The 14760-nt window shown below is 69.6% G+C and carries 17 protein-coding genes and 1 tRNA gene; 6 read left to right on the top strand and 12 right to left on the bottom strand.

Going from position 1 to position 14760, the window contains the following annotated elements; translation table 11 throughout:
- Window position 1 precedes the first annotated feature (1 nt).
- The 3 genes from ACIBSV_RS46685 to ACIBSV_RS46675 are packed head-to-tail and all read left to right on the top strand — an operon-like array spanning window position 2 to window position 1030.
- Window positions 2–244: a holin gene (locus ACIBSV_RS46685; protein WP_395873640.1), complete on the top strand. Its 243-nt coding sequence runs from the start codon at window positions 2–4 to the stop codon at window positions 242–244.
- Entirely contained in the window at window positions 241–657 is a 417-nt protein-coding gene (locus ACIBSV_RS46680) for a hypothetical protein (protein ID WP_395873639.1), read from the top strand. Before ACIBSV_RS46685 ends, ACIBSV_RS46680 begins: the two co-directional genes overlap by 4 nt.
- The gene (locus ACIBSV_RS46675) at window positions 647–1030 is read left to right on the top strand and encodes a hypothetical protein (RefSeq protein WP_395873638.1); all 384 of its coding nucleotides are present in this window, start codon (window positions 647–649) and stop codon (window positions 1028–1030) included. Before ACIBSV_RS46680 ends, ACIBSV_RS46675 begins: the two co-directional genes overlap by 11 nt.
- A 288-nt stretch (window positions 1031–1318) precedes the next feature.
- Here the strand turns inward: ACIBSV_RS46675 and ACIBSV_RS46670 are convergent, their stop codons facing one another.
- From ACIBSV_RS46670 to ACIBSV_RS46645, 6 genes are all read right to left on the bottom strand, one after another.
- On the bottom strand, window positions 1319–2176 hold the full coding sequence (locus ACIBSV_RS46670; RefSeq protein WP_395873637.1) for a MarR family transcriptional regulator: 858 nt from the start codon (window positions 2174–2176) through the stop codon (window positions 1319–1321).
- Between the two features lie 107 nt (window positions 2177–2283).
- Window positions 2284–2808 carry a MucR family transcriptional regulator gene (locus tag ACIBSV_RS46665; protein ID WP_395873636.1) on the bottom strand — a complete coding sequence of 175 codons (525 nt, stop codon included), beginning with the start codon at window positions 2806–2808 and terminating at the stop codon, window positions 2284–2286.
- A 245-nt stretch (window positions 2809–3053) separates the two neighbouring features.
- The gene (locus tag ACIBSV_RS46660) at window positions 3054–3299 is read right to left on the bottom strand and encodes a hypothetical protein (protein ID WP_395873635.1); all 246 of its coding nucleotides are present in this window, start codon (window positions 3297–3299) and stop codon (window positions 3054–3056) included.
- Complete coding sequence (locus ACIBSV_RS46655) at window positions 3296–3574, bottom strand: hypothetical protein (protein WP_395873634.1); 279 nt, start codon at window positions 3572–3574, stop codon at window positions 3296–3298. The genes ACIBSV_RS46660 and ACIBSV_RS46655 overlap by 4 nt, the downstream gene beginning before the upstream one ends.
- 177 nt (window positions 3575–3751) lie before the next feature.
- Window positions 3752–4063, bottom strand: coding sequence for a 4a-hydroxytetrahydrobiopterin dehydratase (locus ACIBSV_RS46650; RefSeq protein WP_395873633.1), 312 nt, complete (start codon window positions 4061–4063; stop codon window positions 3752–3754).
- A 16-nt stretch (window positions 4064–4079) separates the two neighbouring features.
- Window positions 4080–5426, bottom strand: coding sequence for a helix-turn-helix domain-containing protein (locus ACIBSV_RS46645; protein ID WP_395873632.1), 1347 nt, complete (start codon window positions 5424–5426; stop codon window positions 4080–4082).
- 157 nt (window positions 5427–5583) lie between these two features.
- Here ACIBSV_RS46645 and ACIBSV_RS46640 point away from each other — a divergent pair, with 157 nt between their 5' ends.
- Complete coding sequence (locus tag ACIBSV_RS46640; protein ID WP_395873630.1) at window positions 5584–5787, top strand: hypothetical protein; 204 nt, start codon at window positions 5584–5586, stop codon at window positions 5785–5787.
- A gap of 288 nt (window positions 5788–6075) precedes the next feature.
- A complete protein-coding gene (locus ACIBSV_RS46635) occupies window positions 6076–6267 on the top strand; it encodes a hypothetical protein (protein ID WP_395873629.1) in 192 nt (63 codons plus the stop codon).
- A gap of 11 nt (window positions 6268–6278) precedes the next feature.
- Here ACIBSV_RS46635 and ACIBSV_RS46630 read toward each other — a convergent pair whose 3' ends face one another.
- From ACIBSV_RS46630 to ACIBSV_RS46605, 6 genes are all read right to left on the bottom strand, one after another.
- Window positions 6279–6914 (bottom strand): GntR family transcriptional regulator, encoded by a 636-nt coding sequence (locus tag ACIBSV_RS46630; RefSeq protein WP_395873628.1) that lies wholly within the window; start codon window positions 6912–6914, stop codon window positions 6279–6281.
- A gap of 414 nt (window positions 6915–7328) precedes the next feature.
- A tRNA-Val gene (locus tag ACIBSV_RS46625) sits at window positions 7329–7402 on the bottom strand.
- Window positions 7403–7572: 170 nt separating this feature from the next.
- Complete coding sequence (locus ACIBSV_RS46620) at window positions 7573–9225, bottom strand: glycoside hydrolase family 31 protein (protein ID WP_395873627.1); 1653 nt, start codon at window positions 9223–9225, stop codon at window positions 7573–7575.
- A 153-nt stretch (window positions 9226–9378) separates the two neighbouring features.
- A complete protein-coding gene (locus ACIBSV_RS46615; protein ID WP_395873626.1) occupies window positions 9379–10764 on the bottom strand; it encodes an ABC transporter substrate-binding protein in 1386 nt (461 codons plus the stop codon).
- Between the two features lie 176 nt (window positions 10765–10940).
- Window positions 10941–11969 (bottom strand): carbohydrate ABC transporter permease, encoded by a 1029-nt coding sequence (locus tag ACIBSV_RS46610; RefSeq protein WP_395873625.1) that lies wholly within the window; start codon window positions 11967–11969, stop codon window positions 10941–10943.
- Entirely contained in the window at window positions 11966–12871 is a 906-nt protein-coding gene (locus ACIBSV_RS46605; RefSeq protein WP_395873624.1) for a carbohydrate ABC transporter permease, read from the bottom strand. Before ACIBSV_RS46605 ends, ACIBSV_RS46610 begins: the two co-directional genes overlap by 4 nt.
- A 395-nt stretch (window positions 12872–13266) precedes the next feature.
- Between ACIBSV_RS46605 and ACIBSV_RS46600 the strand changes: the two genes are divergently transcribed.
- Window positions 13267–14256, top strand: a complete 990-nt coding sequence (locus ACIBSV_RS46600; RefSeq protein WP_395873753.1) for a LacI family DNA-binding transcriptional regulator — start codon at window positions 13267–13269, stop codon at window positions 14254–14256.
- The last annotated feature ends 504 nt before the right edge of the window (window positions 14257–14760 follow it).

The following is a 14760-nucleotide window of genomic DNA, read 5'->3' as shown; positions in this document are numbered from 1 at the left end:
CATGGCGGCACCGATGGAAACGAAGGTCAAGGTCGCCGGCGCGGCCTCGTATCTGGGCTTCGCCGCCCTGCTCGGCGTCCTGACCGCGGTCGGTGATGCGGGCCTGGTGTCGTGGCTGCCGGATGTGGTCGAGGTGTTCGTGGCGCCCATGGTGCCGACGGCGATCACGATGGTCGCGGCCTGGAAGGCGAAGCACACGCCCCGGCCGGCGGACGACACGACCACACCGGGGTATCTCGGATGAGCCCGGCCCGCCGCGCGGCGTGGCGGATCGGCCACCGAGGCGCGTTCCTCATGACCTACGGCGTGGCCTGGGCGGTATACGGCGCCGGACTGCTCGGCTCCGGCGCCACGTTCGCGCAGCAGCGCGGGTTGACCGTACTGGGGGACGATCTCGATACGTGGGCGTGGCTGTGGATCGTCGGCGGCATGGTCGCGATCGTCGCAGCGTTCGCGCGGCGGGACAGCATCGGCTACGTGGGTGCGGTGATCCCGCCGCTGGTGTGGGGGGTGGCGTATCTGCTGGCGTGGTGGCCGCTCGACGAGTACGACCGGGGCTGGATCTCCGCCGGTCCGTGGACCGCGCTGGCGGTGGCGGCGGTGATCGTGGCACGGATCCCGGAGCCGATACGGCGGGAGGTGGCCGATGGGACCTGATGCGTGGGCCCAGATTGTGGTGGGTGTCGTCGTGGCCGCCGTGTCGGTGGTGACCGCCCGGTCGGCCAGGTCGGCGAACAGGGAGACGGCGTTGGTGACGACGACGCCGGCGGAGCGGGCGGAGGACCGGGAGACGTACAAGGCGCACATGGCCGAGATGCGGCTGGATGTGGATGCGGCCAAGGCTCAGGCGGAGGCCGCGCAGCGCAGGGTCGAGGAGATCGAGGGGACGCGCCGTCAGGACTCGCTCACGATCAACGCGCTGGTGCGCTACATACGGAAGATGGCGCGGGCGTTTCGGGAGCACGACATCCCGCCGCCGGATCCGGATCCGGCCGACGCCCTGGTGTTGCAGGCGCACGGCCTGCCGTAGCCCGTCCGAGCGTCAACAATCGCCGTAATAAAATCACGGCCTTCGTTAACACCTGACGTCTGACCTGTGCAAAGAGCCCCCACCGCTGCCCTTCGTGGGCGGCGGTGGGGGCTTTCTTTTCGCACCCGCTGCACGGATGTCCGTCCCGGCGGCTAGCGTGTCTCTCGTCGGCCCCGCTCGCGCGGGGATCGCCCTTGTCCGTGTCTGGACTCCACACTTGGCCCCGCAGTCGCGGGGTTCGCGGCCCCACCTCCTCGCGGGGGTGGGGCCGCTTCGTGCTGTCCGGGGTCAGGTGGTCGGCGTCACGTAGTGGGTCTCGCCCTCGTTGTAGGAAATCCAGCCTCCGAGGGGGGCGGCCTTGCCCGCGCGGTCCACGGCCAGCGTCCAGGCGTCGTCGCGGGAGCCGTCGAACGGCTCTGTGCCGCTGGCGGCGAACGCGAGGATCGACGCCTGCTCCAGGTCCGGGGCGTACACCGATCCGGCCGAGTGGGCCACGCCCATCATGGGCGCGGTCAGCTCCCAGTTGTAGCGACGCGCAGGCGATTCGGCCCCGGTGCCAGTGCGGGCCTTCTTGACGAGGGCGGACACGGTGGCCTTCTCCAGGCCGAGGCGGCGGGCGGCTTCGGTGAGGCCGCCGCGGCGTTCGATGGCGTCGTAGGCGTCGACGAGGCCGGCGACGGCGACGGCGCGCTGCATCGCCTTGGCCTCGGCGTCGGCTTGCGCTTCGCGTCGGGCGGCTTCGGCCTTCTCGGCGGCGCGATGTGCGGCGACCACGCTCGGCTCGACGTCGGTCTCGGCGTAGGCGGGGATTTCGTTGCCGTCTTCGTCGACCTCGGTGTCGTAGTTCTCGATGCCCGCGATGACGAGGTTCTCGTATTCGCGCTCGGCGTCGAGGTAGGTGTCGTGGTCGCTGATCTCGGTGTGGGCGGGGTCGGTGTAGTAGACGGCGAAGCGGGGGCTGTCCTGGATGGGGTCGGTGTAGGGCACGACGGCGATGTGGTACTCCTTCTGGCCGATCCCGTCGAGGCTGTAGGTCTCGCGGGTGGCGTGCGGGAGTTCGGCTTGGACGGCGGCGACGTAGGTGTCCTCGTGGGCGGGGTCGATGCCGTCGATGGTGGTGGTCGTGGAGGAGAGGATGCGGTGCATGGGATGCTCCTTGGGTGGTGGTCGTTGGCCCGACACCACATACGTTAGCCCCCCTCCTAACAACACGTCAAGAGTTTGTTAGGAGGGGGGCTAATCCAAGGCGCGCATCAAGGCTTCGGCGCGATCAACGACGTCCGCCACCGCCCGACCGTCGCCCGCCCACACCCCAACTCGCGCGCCACCACGGCCACCGGCCGGTCCTTCACGGCCTCCAGGTAGCCGGCCAGATCCGCATACCCCAGCGCAACCGCCCGCGCGTCGAGCCTGGCCAACCTCGCCTCCCGGGCAGCCCGGCCACCCGCCCGCTTGGCCGCCCGATTCATCACCCGCCCGGCCGTGCGCCTGCTTGCCTCGGGCGCGCCAACCTCGGGGGCGACGACCCGGCCCGCCTCCATCGCGGCCCGAATGTCCGGACGGGCGGCATACCGCTTACGCCCCTGCTCTGTCGCCCGCTCCCGCAGATCGGTCGCGCGAAGCCCGAGCCGCGCGGGGAGTTGGTGCCGCTCGCGGTACTCGGCCGCCGAGATGTCGTGGGCCTGGCCGAGGTGGGGCGGGAGGAGGCGGTACCAGCGCCCGCACTCCAGACACTGGAGCCGGCCGTCTGCTTCTGGTTGCTGTCCGAGGTCGGCCACGCACTCAGGTTGCCGGCTGGCGTCCACGGCCGGTTCGGCTTTCCATGGATCCGCCGCCGCCCAGGCGTTCCACCTGCGCTTGAGCCCCGCCGCCGCTCTCTGACGGCAGGGCTCAAGCGCAGGGGTCACCCACGCCCTCTGGCCAGATCAACGCGGGCGACGGTTACACCAATCGCGCGTCACAAGCTACCTGCCGCCACCCACGGCCCGCCGGGGTATCCACAGACTCACCGCTCGAACGGCACCTACCAGGAAAGTGCCTTCAGGACGGTGACGGTGAGCACGGCTGCGGACACCTCGTACTCGATGATCACCGTGGACACCGAGGCGGACCGCCGGTCCTTGTTCCCGCGGACGGGCGAGGACCCGCACCCGTAGGGGTCGCGGCCGATCGTGTTCTGGATCTCCCGCCGAACGACGTATTGGCTTGTGAGCGGCAGCCCGGACAGTCCTTGCTCGGCGGCGCTGGTGTACTGCACGTGGTAGCTCACTCGCGCTCCTCCGGTGGCGTCGCGGGGCTTCCGTCGGCGTTGACGACGCCGGTGTAGTCGCCGGCGTGGATGCGGGCCATCTGCTCGTCGGACTCGCGGTGTGCGTCCTCGGGCATGGCGAAGTCGAAGATTGCGACCTGGGCGATCTCGCGGAGCGGCGTGCTCCCGATCACGCGGTCGAACTCGGCGCGACGTTCTTCGGGGAGGGCTGCGCGGATCCCGTCGAGGGTGTCGGGGAGGACGACGGCCTGGCCGCGGACGTGTGTGATGGGCATGCGCCCAGCGTGGCACCACGCCCGCGGTGATCGGTAGCCGGCGCACTCGCGTGGGGTACGCGACCCGGTGTGCGCCCTGCGGCTCCGGGGGCCGCCACCACCACAGTGAGTGGGGGATCCGGTTGCCCGGTTCCGGCCTGGCCCGGCAGCCGCAGGGTGCGTCGATGCTACGACTGGTCAGTCGACCGGCGCCGCTCCGTGGCCCTCGGCGATGGAGTCGATCCACTTCGCGAGAACGAAGTCCCGGTCCGTCAACGTGTTCCCCGCGTCGTGCGTGGTGATGGAGAACCGGATCCGCTGCCACGTGATGTGGATGTCGGGGTGGTGCCTGATCTCCCGGGCCTTCGCACCCACATACATCGCCAGGTGCAGGGTCTCGTGGTACGCCTGCGTGTAGGTCCGCTCGATCGCGTCCCCGACTCGCCGCCAGCCGGGCAGGTCGGCGAGGAGCTTGGTGATCTGGTCGTCGGTCAGTGGCGTGAGTGCCATGTCCACCCCCATGTCGTCAGAGGCCGATCGTAGCCAGCAGCTCGGCGAGGTCGCGCCCGTATGCGTGGTCGGACCAGGGCTGCATCCGGTCGCGGAGCAACGCCAACTCGGCGCGGGTGCGAGCGGATCCGGTGCTGGTGCCGACGAGGGTCGCCCGGCCGGCGAGGTACAGCGCCCGCTCGGGTTCGCCGGCCGCCGCGGCGACGGCGGCGTGTCGGGCCTGGAAGACCGCGACGTCGCGGCGGTGCGTGTCCGGCATCGCGGCGAGCACGCGCGTCCATACGCGGTCGGCCTCGCGGATGGCGTCGGGGTCCTGCATTCGCCCGTAGCAGGTGGCGCGTTGGACGTCGATGTATCCGGGGGTGCGGCGGCAGGCATCGCCCCAGGGCAGGTCGTCGTCGATGCGTTCGACGAGCTGCTGCGCTTCGCCGAGGAGAGCGTCGACGCCGGCGCGGTCGCCCGCGAGGGAGCGGCCGTGGGCGCCGTGGACGGAGGCGATGACGCGCACCTTGGGGGCCAGTGCCCGGGGGTCGGCGAGGGCCGCGTCGGCGAGGTCGACGGCACCGGACCCGTCCCCTATATCGACGCACAACGACGCCTTGTTCGCGAGGGCGTAGCCGACGAGCTGGTGGTCGCGGGAGCGGTGGGCCATGTCGAGGGTGATGTCGCGCCACCGGATCGACGAGGTGTGGTCGCCGGCGTCCTGGTGGAGCCAGCCGAGGAGGGCAGCGTAGGCGGCGCCGACCCGAAGGAGGTCGCGTCGTAGTTCGCCCGCAGCGTTCGCCGACAGTTCGCAGATGAGTTGGTGCTGCGCGGTGACGGTGGCGACAAGCTGGTGCGGGCCCAGCAGCATGTCCGCCCGGTAGTGGCCCTGGAGTTGCTCGCGGAAGTACACGACGAGCGCCGGGTCGACCGGCTGGCGGGATGCGGGCGCACGTGCCGGGGCGGGCGGCGGCGCGAGAGCGGACGCGGTCCCGGTGATGGCGCCGGCGACGAAGTTCCTGCGGAGCACGTTGGTCCTGTCTGGGGCAGCGATGGATAGCTGCTCCAGCGTCAGGGAGGAGAGCGCCGCGGGCGGCCGATTGTCCGCTTCAGCGGCTTGTCTGTCCGCTTCGTCGGCGAGGCGCCACGCGCGGACGAGGACGCCGCCGGTGTCGAGGATGGCGTCGAAACGTTCGGCGAGATCCTCGTCGCAACGGCGTTGCGCCTTCTCGATCTTCCCGACCAGGTCGCCGCTGACGTGCACCAACGCACCGAGGCCGTCCTGCGTGAGGCGTGCGCGCTTGCGCCAGTGTCGCAGTTCCTGCCCGAGGTGGTGGCGCGGGGATCGGGAGCCGTCGAGGGGGCGGAGGGGGTACGGCATGGCGGCCTCGTCCTCGTGAAGCGGACAGCCCAGGCGTCCGGATCAGACCGTGGACGCCGAGGGGGTATGGCCCGCTGAATGGTCACAAGCTGTTCAGACCAGTACACACCCTCGATGACCTGCGTCGGGGGCGCACGACGGAATGGAGGCGGTCCCCGTGCCGCGGAGCGACATCGTCGTCCAGGTGAGTGTCGGCGACTCGGACAGTTCGGAGCACCCGCACCGCATCTCGCTGCCCGGCCGGCCCGATCTGGACGTGTCGCGTGCGGAGTTGACCGCGCTGGTGCACGAGGCGCGGATGCGCCTGATGCGCACGTTGCCGCCGTCGGGGATCGGCCGCATCTCGAACTCGGGCGGTTGAGCTCGCCCGACGCCGCCCGCAATCGATCTGCGGCGGCACCCCCGGCCGTTCGTCCTTCGCCCGGCGGACGGCCCGGCCCGGCGGTGAGTATGACACCGCCGGGCCCTCGACTCCGGTCCTGCCGCCACCGGCGCGGTAGCGGGACCGGCCCCCTCGTCGCCCGACCGTTCGCGGGCGACTCGGCCCGGCGGTGCCTCACATCACCGCCGGGCCCCCAGCACCTCGCCCGGCCGCCAGAGCTGTCCGGCCGGGCGAGGCACCACCACCCACACCCGTCTTGGAGAGACCATGTCCGACGCCCCGCTGTCGCCCGGCGACCACGTCACCCAGACCCCTCTGCCGACCGGCCGCGGTAGCCGAAGCGGCGTCGTCGTCAGCGTGGAAGGCACCGGGTCCAAGGCCCTGGTGACGTTCCGGATCGGGGAGCACCGGGAGTACGAGGCATACGCGTGCGAGCTGGTGCGTGACGGCTCGGCGTGACCCCAGGCGGGTCACACGCTCCGGTGAGCCGACCCGAGCCGCACCTGCCACCTGTCCGCCGGCAGCAGTAACTCGTCGACTGCGGCAGGCCGTCCGTCCCGCGCGTACCTGATGACCATCACCACCAGGAGGACCGACCCGATGGCGACACCGAGCATCCCGGCCTCACCCGGGCCTGCGGCCCGCGCGGTCGTCCCCGCGTGCTCGTGCCGGCCGGGCGCGGGCCGGAGTTGGTTGCCATACCGGGCGAGGACGTGCGATGTGCGGCCGTCCGGGTCGAGGTACTCGATTCGCTCGCGCTGGACCCTGGTGCCGTCGGCGAGCCCGAGCAGCGCGGCGATGTCGCCCTTTGCGGCGGTGCGGGACAGTCGGCGTTCGCCGATGCCGTGGGGCCAGGGGGTGACCGGGTCGGTCAGGACTCTCACCGCTGGAGGATGCGCCACGGTCGGCTTATGTCGCTGGGCTCCCTCGACCAGGTGCTCCGCACGGAGGACGCCGAGTACCCGCTGGGCGGTGCCGAGGCCGACGCGGTACTCGGTGGCGATTTCGTGGCGAGAGGGGAACGGCTGGCCGGGCTGGAGGTCGCCGGAGCGGATACGTCGGCGAAGCGCTTCGGCCACGCGCAGGTAGCTCGCCTCGGCTGGCACGCGTGCAGTCTCGTGCGCCTGCCAGATCTTGAACGTTACAGACCATTCGAAAGACAGTTTCGAACAAATGTCCGATAACTTCTTAGCCCTATCGAGTGAAGCGGCGAAACGATCTTCCAATCGCGCGATTCGCAGGCTAGGACGGACGGACCACCCCAAGAACGCGTCGGGGGCTCGATTCGCTGGTGGCGCAGACGTCGGGCCCTCGGCGCTCCCCTTCGCTCCTGACTGCTCTCAGATGCTGCTGTCTGCAACCGGGAGAATTTCAGGAGATGATCATGTGCAACTCACAGCAGTTCACAGCACACCGCAGCACATGAGAGCAGTCACCAGGCATAGGGAAGAGGCGGCCGATCTGCGGGTTTCCGCAGGTCAGCCGCCTCTTTTGCGCTCTGAGCTGTGCGTTAGATCCGGTGGGCACAGACAGACTCGAACTGTCGACCCCTGCTTTGTAAGAGCAGTGCTCTAACCAACTGAGCTATGCGCCCGGAGGTGAGAGGACAGCCTACCGAATGCGTGGGGGTGGTTCGTGCCGCTCGGGCGTGCGGATGGTCACCGGGCTCGGTCGGCCGGCCGGCATGGGGGTTGGTCGGTCGGCCTGCGGGCGTGGGGTCGGGCGGGCGGCCGGCGATCGGGGGCCGGCCGGCCCGTGGTGCGGTCAATTGCCGGCGTCGGGGCTTGGTCGGTCCGTGGTGGCCACGCGGCGGAACCAGGGGAGGCGGGACAAGGGGGTGGCGGCCTCGATGTCGGTGGGGCCGGTGTGGGTGGTGCCGTCGTCGGCCTGCCAGGTGCCCGGGGGAATGGTGATCTTGCGGGAGCGGGTGCCCTTGGTGGTGACGGGGGCGACCAGGATCGAGTCGCCGAGGAGGAACTCGTCGGTGATGGCGGCGTAGCCCAGGCCGGGGAAGACGTAGTCCAGCGGGAGCTGGATCGGCTCGCCGGTGTGGGCGGAGGCGCGGGCCAGGGCCAGGATCTCCGGGCCCAGATCGGTGTGCAGGCGGGCGGCCGCACGGCACAGGTCGAGGTGTTCCGGGTCCAGGACACGCCACGGGGCCGCCGAGAACTGCATCATCGGGAACAGCGCGGCGGTCTGCGCGTACCGGACGAACAATTCCGGGTCGAAGCCCTCGCCGCCCGGACCCGGGACGAAGCGGAATTCGCCGCCGCCGATCATGTCGGGGCAGGTGAACGCGTGGCCCGTGATCGACTGGGCGAGCGCGTTCGGGATCAGGCTGTCCAAGCCGAAGCGGCCCTCCCACAGGTGGTACTTGTCCTGTTGGCGCTGCGCCAGCGGCAACCCGGCCGCGCGCCACGAGTCGCGGAACTCGTTCAGCGGCCACTCCGCGCCGAACCGGTTCCACGCGTGCGTGTACGCCTCCGGGTCGGCCACGCCGAGTGCGCGCCAGAACGGCGCGTCGCCGCCGTCGAACTTGAACCCGTCGATGCCGATCGACTCCTGAAGCTCCGAAAGCTGCTCGCGCAGCCATCCCGTGGCCGCCGGATCGAGCAGGTCCAGGCCCGCGCTGTAGCCGTTCCACCACGCATGCACGCCGAAGTACCCGTCCGGGCGCTCGACCAGCAGGCCCCGGTCGTGCAGCACCCGACACGTCGGCGAGTCCGGGGTCACGTACGGCACCAGCCACAACATCACCCGGAAGCCGAGTTCGTGCAGCCGCGCGACCATGCCCGCCGGGTCCGGGAAACGACCCGGGTGGAACGTCCAGGTCCCGTAGTCCTCGCTCCACCGGTCGTCGATCATCAGTACGCCGGGCGGGAACCCGTTCCGCAGCAGGTCTTCCGCGTAGCGGAGCACCTTCTCCTGGGTGGGCTCGAAGACGGTCTCGATCCACAGGTTGTACTGCGGCGCGGTGAACAACAACGGGTCCGGCAACCCACCGGACGCCGGATAGTGACGCCGCATCACCTCCAAGTAGGCGTCCCGCAATGTGCCACCGGCAGCCACACCCGCCTCGACGCCCACTTCTGCCCCGGACGAACCGGAAGCCCCGGAAGCGCCGGAAGCACCGGAAGCACCGGAAGCACCAGGCAACTCGGCCACCCCAGGCACCTCGACCACCGGCCGCCCGCCCTCGATCCGAAACGCGAACGGCCGAGCGCAGTGCACCCATCGGCCGTGATCGGAGAGCAGCACCGGCATGCCCTGGTTGGCCTTCACGTCCCGCAGGTCGATCCCGTACCCCTCGGCGGACGGCATGTGCCGGCCGTCCGCCACCGCACCGCCCCACCAGTGTTCGCCGGCACGCGGTTCCAACGCGAGCACGCCACCATCGACCGAACCACTCTTCGTCATGCCGTCCGCTCCCTCACGCTCTCGCTCACACCCGCTCTCCGACCAACCATCGGGCGGCAGACCATCCAGCCGACCCATCGGCGGCGGCAGGCAACTCACCCGCCCCCCACCGCCGCCGCCGCCCGAACCACACCAAACCGACCCACTCGGGCTTCACTTCATCGTGAAACCCTGCTCCTTACCGAACGACACGATCCGCTCCTGCCAGTTGGACAACGCGCCCGGCAGGTCACCGCCCGGCTTGTAGGCCTGGCCGATGGTGTCCTTGAAAATGCTGTTCGCGTACACCTGGAAGGGGAGGTACTGCCACTCCGGCCGCACCGCACCGGACATCTGCGCGAACACCTCGTTGGGCTTCGAACCCGGGAAGTACGGGAGTTCGGCACCGCGGAACGCCGGGTCGTCCAGCAACAACCGGGTCGCCGGGAACAGGCCCACGTCGGTGTTCAGCGACTTGACCGCCTCGGGGTCCGAGTTCAGCCAGGTGGCGAAGGCGACCGAAGCCGCCTTGTTCTTGGCCTGCTTGGTCACCGCGACCGACGAACCGCCGTTCTCCGCACTGGCCGGGGCGCCATCACCGGTCGGCATCGGCGCGACCGCCCACTGACCCGCGCCCTGCGGGATGTTCTTCTTTAGTACGGCGGGCGCCCACGCGCCGGCCATCCACAGCGCGTACTTGCCGGCGCCCATCGACTTCCACCACTCCTCGTTCCAACTCGGCGTGGCGTCCACCGTCTTCTCGGCCAGCATCCCGCCCCACGTGCTCGCCCACCTCGCCGTGCCCGGGTCGTCCTTGAGCTTGACCGCCGCCGACGACTCACCCGAGACCTGGTACGGCTTTCCGCCCTGCTGCCAGATCATGCTGTTGGCCGTGCCCGCGTCACCCTGGTCGACGTAGGTGACGAAGTTCTCCGGATTGGCCGCCTTGATCTTCCGGCCCAACTCGGCCACTTCGGCCCAGGTCTTCGGCGGCGTGGCGCCGAGCTTGTCGAGGATGTCCTTGCGGTAGAACATCGCCATCGGTCCGGTGTCCTGTGGAACGCCGTAGATTCCACCGGCCACATTGACCTGCGCCCACGTGGACGAGGCGAACTTGTCCCGCGACGAAACCATTCCGTAGTCGGCGAGGTTGACCAGCTGCTTGGTGATCGCGAACTGCGGCAGCGCGAAATACTCGATCTGCGCGACGTCCGGAGCGCCCTCGCCCGCCTTCAGCGATGCCTGCAACTTGGTGTACTGGTCGGCCGATTGGCCTACGTTGACCAGCTTGACGTGCACCTTGGGGTACTTCTTCCGAAAGAGCGCCACGGTCCGATCCACATTGGGGACCCAGCTCCAGAAGGTGATCTCGGCGGGCTGTTCGAGAGCCGCCGCGACCGCCGCCGGATCGGCCTTCCGGCCACCCTCGTCGTCGTCGGACTTCGAATCCGACCCGCATGCGGCGAGCGACAGGGCCAGCGCCGCGACGGTCGCCGCGGCGGTCACCGAGGTCGACCGGCGCGAGCCGAGCCGACCCACGATCGACGTTCTTGCGTTCATATGTGGCCACTCCAAAGGGAATTCGCAAACTCGGGGACGAGCGAAACAAAAACGTGATGAAGAGCGAAATAGAAGAAATGCATGGCAGATCACGAAAATATATGTCATGCCGGAAAATGCCGAAAGGCAGCAAAGGCATGCACAGAAGAAGCGAAATGCGCGCCGAGCCCACGGCTCTATTGCTTGACCCCGCCCGCCGACAGGCCGGACTGCCAGAACCGCTGAAGGAAGAGGAAGGCCACGATCAGCGGCACGATCGCGAGCAGACTGCCGGTCAGCAGAATCGGGTAGATCGCCGTACTTCCCGCCACGCTCCCGCCGTTGGCCTGGCCGTTCCACCGGTTGAGGCCGACGGTCAGCGGGAACCAGTTCGGGTCGTTGAGCACGATCAGCGGCAGGAAGTAGTTGTTCCAGGTCGCCACGAGTGCGAACAGCAGCACCGTGACGAAGCCGGGCATGAGCAGTCGCAGTGAGATGGTGAAGAAGATCCGCAGCTCGCCGGCGCCGTCCATGCGGGCGGCCTCCAGCATCGCGTCCGGCACCGCGTCGGCCGCGTACACGCGCATCAGGTACAGGCCGAACGGGCTAGCCAGGGAGGGCAGGATGACCGCCCACGGGGTGTTCACGATGCCCACGTCGCTGAACAGCAGATAGGTCGGCACCGCCAACGCCGTGCCCGGAATCGAGATCGCGCCCAGCACGAGCGCGAACATCAGCCGCCGCCCGGTGAATTCGAACTTGGCGAGCGCGTACCCGCCGAGGGTGGCGATCAGCGCGGCGCCGCCCGCGCCGACCACCGAGTACAGCAGGTTGTTGGCGAACCAGCGCAGATAGATGCCGTCGTCGTAGGTGAAGACGTCGTGGACGTTGTCGAACAACGCGAAGTCGTCGGCGAACCAGAGCCCGCGCGAGGACAGCAGGCCCTCGTTGGACTTGGTCGCACCGAACATCAGCCACACCAGCGGCAGCAGCGTATAGGCGAGCATCAACGCCATCGCGACGGTCAGCGCGGTGCTCTTGCGACCACGTCGATCGTGGCGATCACCCGACCTCCCTCGCCCACGTCGCGCACGTCGATCGAGCCGCCCGCGCGGACGGAGGAACCCGGCCCGCGTCACGCCGGTTGCGCCGGCCCCGCTCTTCTCGCCGGCCTCGCCCGCCTCGCCGGTGGCACGCGATCCGTCCGGCAGGGTGGAGGTGCTCACTGCATGCGCTCCCGTCGTGCGGTGGCGAGTTGGACCAGGTACGCGACGAACACGGTGACCACGCCGAGGACCACCGCGATGGCGGCCGAGTAGTTGAACTGGCGGCCGCTGAACGCGAGGTTGTAGGCGTACAGGTTCGGGGTGTAGTTGGTCGGCACCGACGCCGGGGCGAGCGTCTGGAGGATGCTCGGCTCGTTGAACAATTGAAAGCTGCCGATCACGGAGAACGTGGTGGCCAGCAGCAACGCCGGCTTCAGCGCCGGGAGTTTGATGCTCCACGCGGTACGGAACACGCCCGCGCCGTCCATCTCGGCGGCCTCGTACAACTCTTCGGGAATCGCCCGCAGGGCCGCGTACAGGATCATCATGTTGTAGCCGACGTAGGACCAGGTCACCACGTTGCCGATGGACGCGAGCATCCAGTCCGGACTCAGCAGATCGGGCAGCTCCGTGCCGAGCAGGTCACCCACCTCGGCGGCCAAGCCGAACCGGTCGCCGTAGATGTAGCCCCACATCAGTGCCGCGACCACGCCCGGCACCGCATACGGAACGAAGATGCCGACCCGGAACAGGCTCGCACCGCGCAGCCGGCCGCTGTCGATGGCCAACGCCGCCAGCAGAGACAGGGTCAGCATCAGCGGTACCTGGATCGCGAAGAACAGCGCGACCCGGGCCAGCCCGGCCGAGAACAGGTGGTCGCTCAGCGCCTTCGAGTAGTTGTCGAAGCCGACGAAGACCGTACCCCCGATCATCCGGTCCTCGTACAGACTCAGCCGGAACGCGTAGGCCAGCGGGGCGGCCACGCCGATGCCGAAGACCACCAGGAACGGAAAGAAGAAGGCGTGGCCGGTGAGGTTACGCCGCAGGGCGCCGCGTTTCACCGCATGCCCTGTCGGCGGCATGGGGTCGGGTCGACTCTCACGGAAGGTCCTCCGGAACACTCGGGGATTTCGAGAACGGCGGACGCGCGGGTGTTCACCACCGGCCCCGAATGTTTGCGCCAACATCGCGGCGCGTTTCGAGAGTGTTCCGTCAGCCTCAACGGCTGTCAATAGGCATCCCTCGGACGTTCGTGCGGGAATTTTCCCGCAGGAATGTCGCTTTTGACGACCCCCGGCAATCCTTCGCGATCATTCACGACACGCTGTTGACCCGACATCATGTTCGCGCGAACATGAGCGCATCCGCCGCCCGGCGCGGACGGTGTGAATGAAAGGATCGGGGCATGGCGAAGGACGGAGAGTCGGCGAAGCCCGGATCGGGCGGGTCGTCCGCGACGCGTACCCGACCCCCGTCCATGGCCGACGTCGCCGAGATGGCCGGGGTCTCCAGCCAGACCGTCTCGCGCGTCGCGAACAACCGCAGCAACGTCGACGAGGCGACGCGCGAACGCGTGCTCGCCGCGATGCGGATGCTCGGCTACCGACCCAACACGGCCGCCCGGGCACTGGCCACCGGCAAGTTCCGGATGCTCGGCGTGATCAGCTTCGGCCTCAACGCCTACGGCAACGCGCGCACCCTCGAAGCCATAGTCGCCGCCGCGCAGGACGCGGACTACTCGGTGAACGTGGTGAGCGTGCGCGCGCAGACCGAGAGCGCCGTACGCGACGCCTTCGATCGGCTGACCATGCAGGCCGTGGACGGCATCATCCTGATCGAGGCGCAGATCCTCGACACTCCCGCGCTACGCCTGCCCTCCGGCCTGCCGGTCGTGGTGGTCGACGGTGAGGAGAGCCGCCGACATCCGGGCGTGGACACCAATCAGGCCGAGGGCGCCCGATTGGCCACCACACATCTGCTCGACCTGGGCCATCCCACGGTCTGGCATGTGTCCGGCCCGCAGGATTCGTACGCCGCCCGCCGGCGTGCCGAATCCTGGCACCGCACGCTCAAGGCGGCCGGCGCGCCCGTGCCGCCGCTGCTGTACGGCGACTGGACCGCCGCCGGCGGCTACGCGGCCGGCCTCGAACTGGCCGCGAACCCGGAGGTGTCCGCCGTGTTCGCGGGCAACGACCAGATGGCGCTGGGCATCGTGCGAGCCCTGCACGAGGCGGGGCGTCCGGTGCCGGGCGAGGTCAGCGTGGTGGGCTTCGACGATCTCGCCGAGTCGGCCTGGTTCCTGCCCTCGCTCACCACCGTCCACCAGGACTTCGAAGAGGTCGGTCGGCAGTGCGTGGCGCTGCTGTTCGACCAGTTCCGCACCGGTCACGCCACCGTCCACGGCGCCACGCCGGTCGCCCCGACCCTGATCGTCCGGGACAGCACCTCGGCGCCGCCCACTCCCTGACGAACGATCACGGCCCCTCGCACGCCCTGACGAGCCGTCACGACCGAACGCACCTCTGACGAACCGTCACGGCCCCCCGCTGGACCGTCACGGCCACTCCCACTCCCCGACGACACGTCGCGCCCACTCCCGGCCGACGGGTTCACGCGGCCTCCCCGCATCGCCCGCCGCCCCCTGGCTGCCGCCCGCCGATCGCTGCCACTCCCGGTACGACGAAAGCCCGAGCAGACGCGGGACGGCACGCCCCGAACCGAACCGGCGGCGCCGAACGACGCACGCCCTCCGCACCCTCCCGCGAACCCATTCGTCCTCACCGCCCCGAAGTGACCCGAAGGAGAAGTGGCGCCGGCCCGAGAGAACTTCGGCCCCGGCGTGCCACAACCCACCGATGAACGACACCACACACCGCCCCGCCGGCCGCGTGGCCGCGCTGCGCGCGCGCCTGGGCGGCATCGGCTTCGGCGCCGACTACAACCCGGACCAGTGGCCCGAGGCCACCCGCGC

The organism is Embleya sp. NPDC050154, from assembly GCF_044460165.1.
GTDB lineage: Bacteria > Actinomycetota > Actinomycetes > Streptomycetales > Streptomycetaceae > Embleya.
The sequence above is the reverse complement of the archived record's forward strand: the minus strand, read 5'-3'. Positions and strand labels throughout refer to the sequence as shown.

Excerpts from the sequence above, each read along its gene's own strand:
- ACIBSV_RS46685 (WP_395873640.1), top strand. The coding sequence starts at position 2 with ATGGCGGCACCGATGGAAACGAAGGTCAAGGTCGCCGGCGCGGCCTCG.
- ACIBSV_RS46680 (WP_395873639.1), top strand. The coding sequence starts at position 241 with ATGAGCCCGGCCCGCCGCGCGGCGTGGCGGATCGGCCACCGAGGCGCG.
- ACIBSV_RS46675 (WP_395873638.1), top strand. The coding sequence starts at position 647 with ATGGGACCTGATGCGTGGGCCCAGATTGTGGTGGGTGTCGTCGTGGCC.
- ACIBSV_RS46670 (WP_395873637.1), bottom strand. The coding sequence starts at position 2,176 with ATGCACCGCATCCTCTCCTCCACGACCACCACCATCGACGGCATCGAC.
- ACIBSV_RS46655 (WP_395873634.1), bottom strand. The coding sequence starts at position 3,574 with ATGCCCATCACACACGTCCGCGGCCAGGCCGTCGTCCTCCCCGACACC.
- ACIBSV_RS46650 (WP_395873633.1), bottom strand. The coding sequence starts at position 4,063 with ATGGCACTCACGCCACTGACCGACGACCAGATCACCAAGCTCCTCGCC.
- ACIBSV_RS46645 (WP_395873632.1), bottom strand. The coding sequence starts at position 5,426 with ATGCCGTACCCCCTCCGCCCCCTCGACGGCTCCCGATCCCCGCGCCAC.
- ACIBSV_RS46635 (WP_395873629.1), top strand. The coding sequence starts at position 6,076 with ATGTCCGACGCCCCGCTGTCGCCCGGCGACCACGTCACCCAGACCCCT.
- ACIBSV_RS46620 (WP_395873627.1), bottom strand. The coding sequence starts at position 9,225 with ATGACGAAGAGTGGTTCGGTCGATGGTGGCGTGCTCGCGTTGGAACCG.
- ACIBSV_RS46615 (WP_395873626.1), bottom strand. The coding sequence starts at position 10,764 with ATGAACGCAAGAACGTCGATCGTGGGTCGGCTCGGCTCGCGCCGGTCG.
- ACIBSV_RS46605 (WP_395873624.1), bottom strand. The coding sequence starts at position 12,871 with ATGCCGCCGACAGGGCATGCGGTGAAACGCGGCGCCCTGCGGCGTAAC.
- ACIBSV_RS46600 (WP_395873753.1), top strand. The coding sequence starts at position 13,267 with ATGGCCGACGTCGCCGAGATGGCCGGGGTCTCCAGCCAGACCGTCTCG.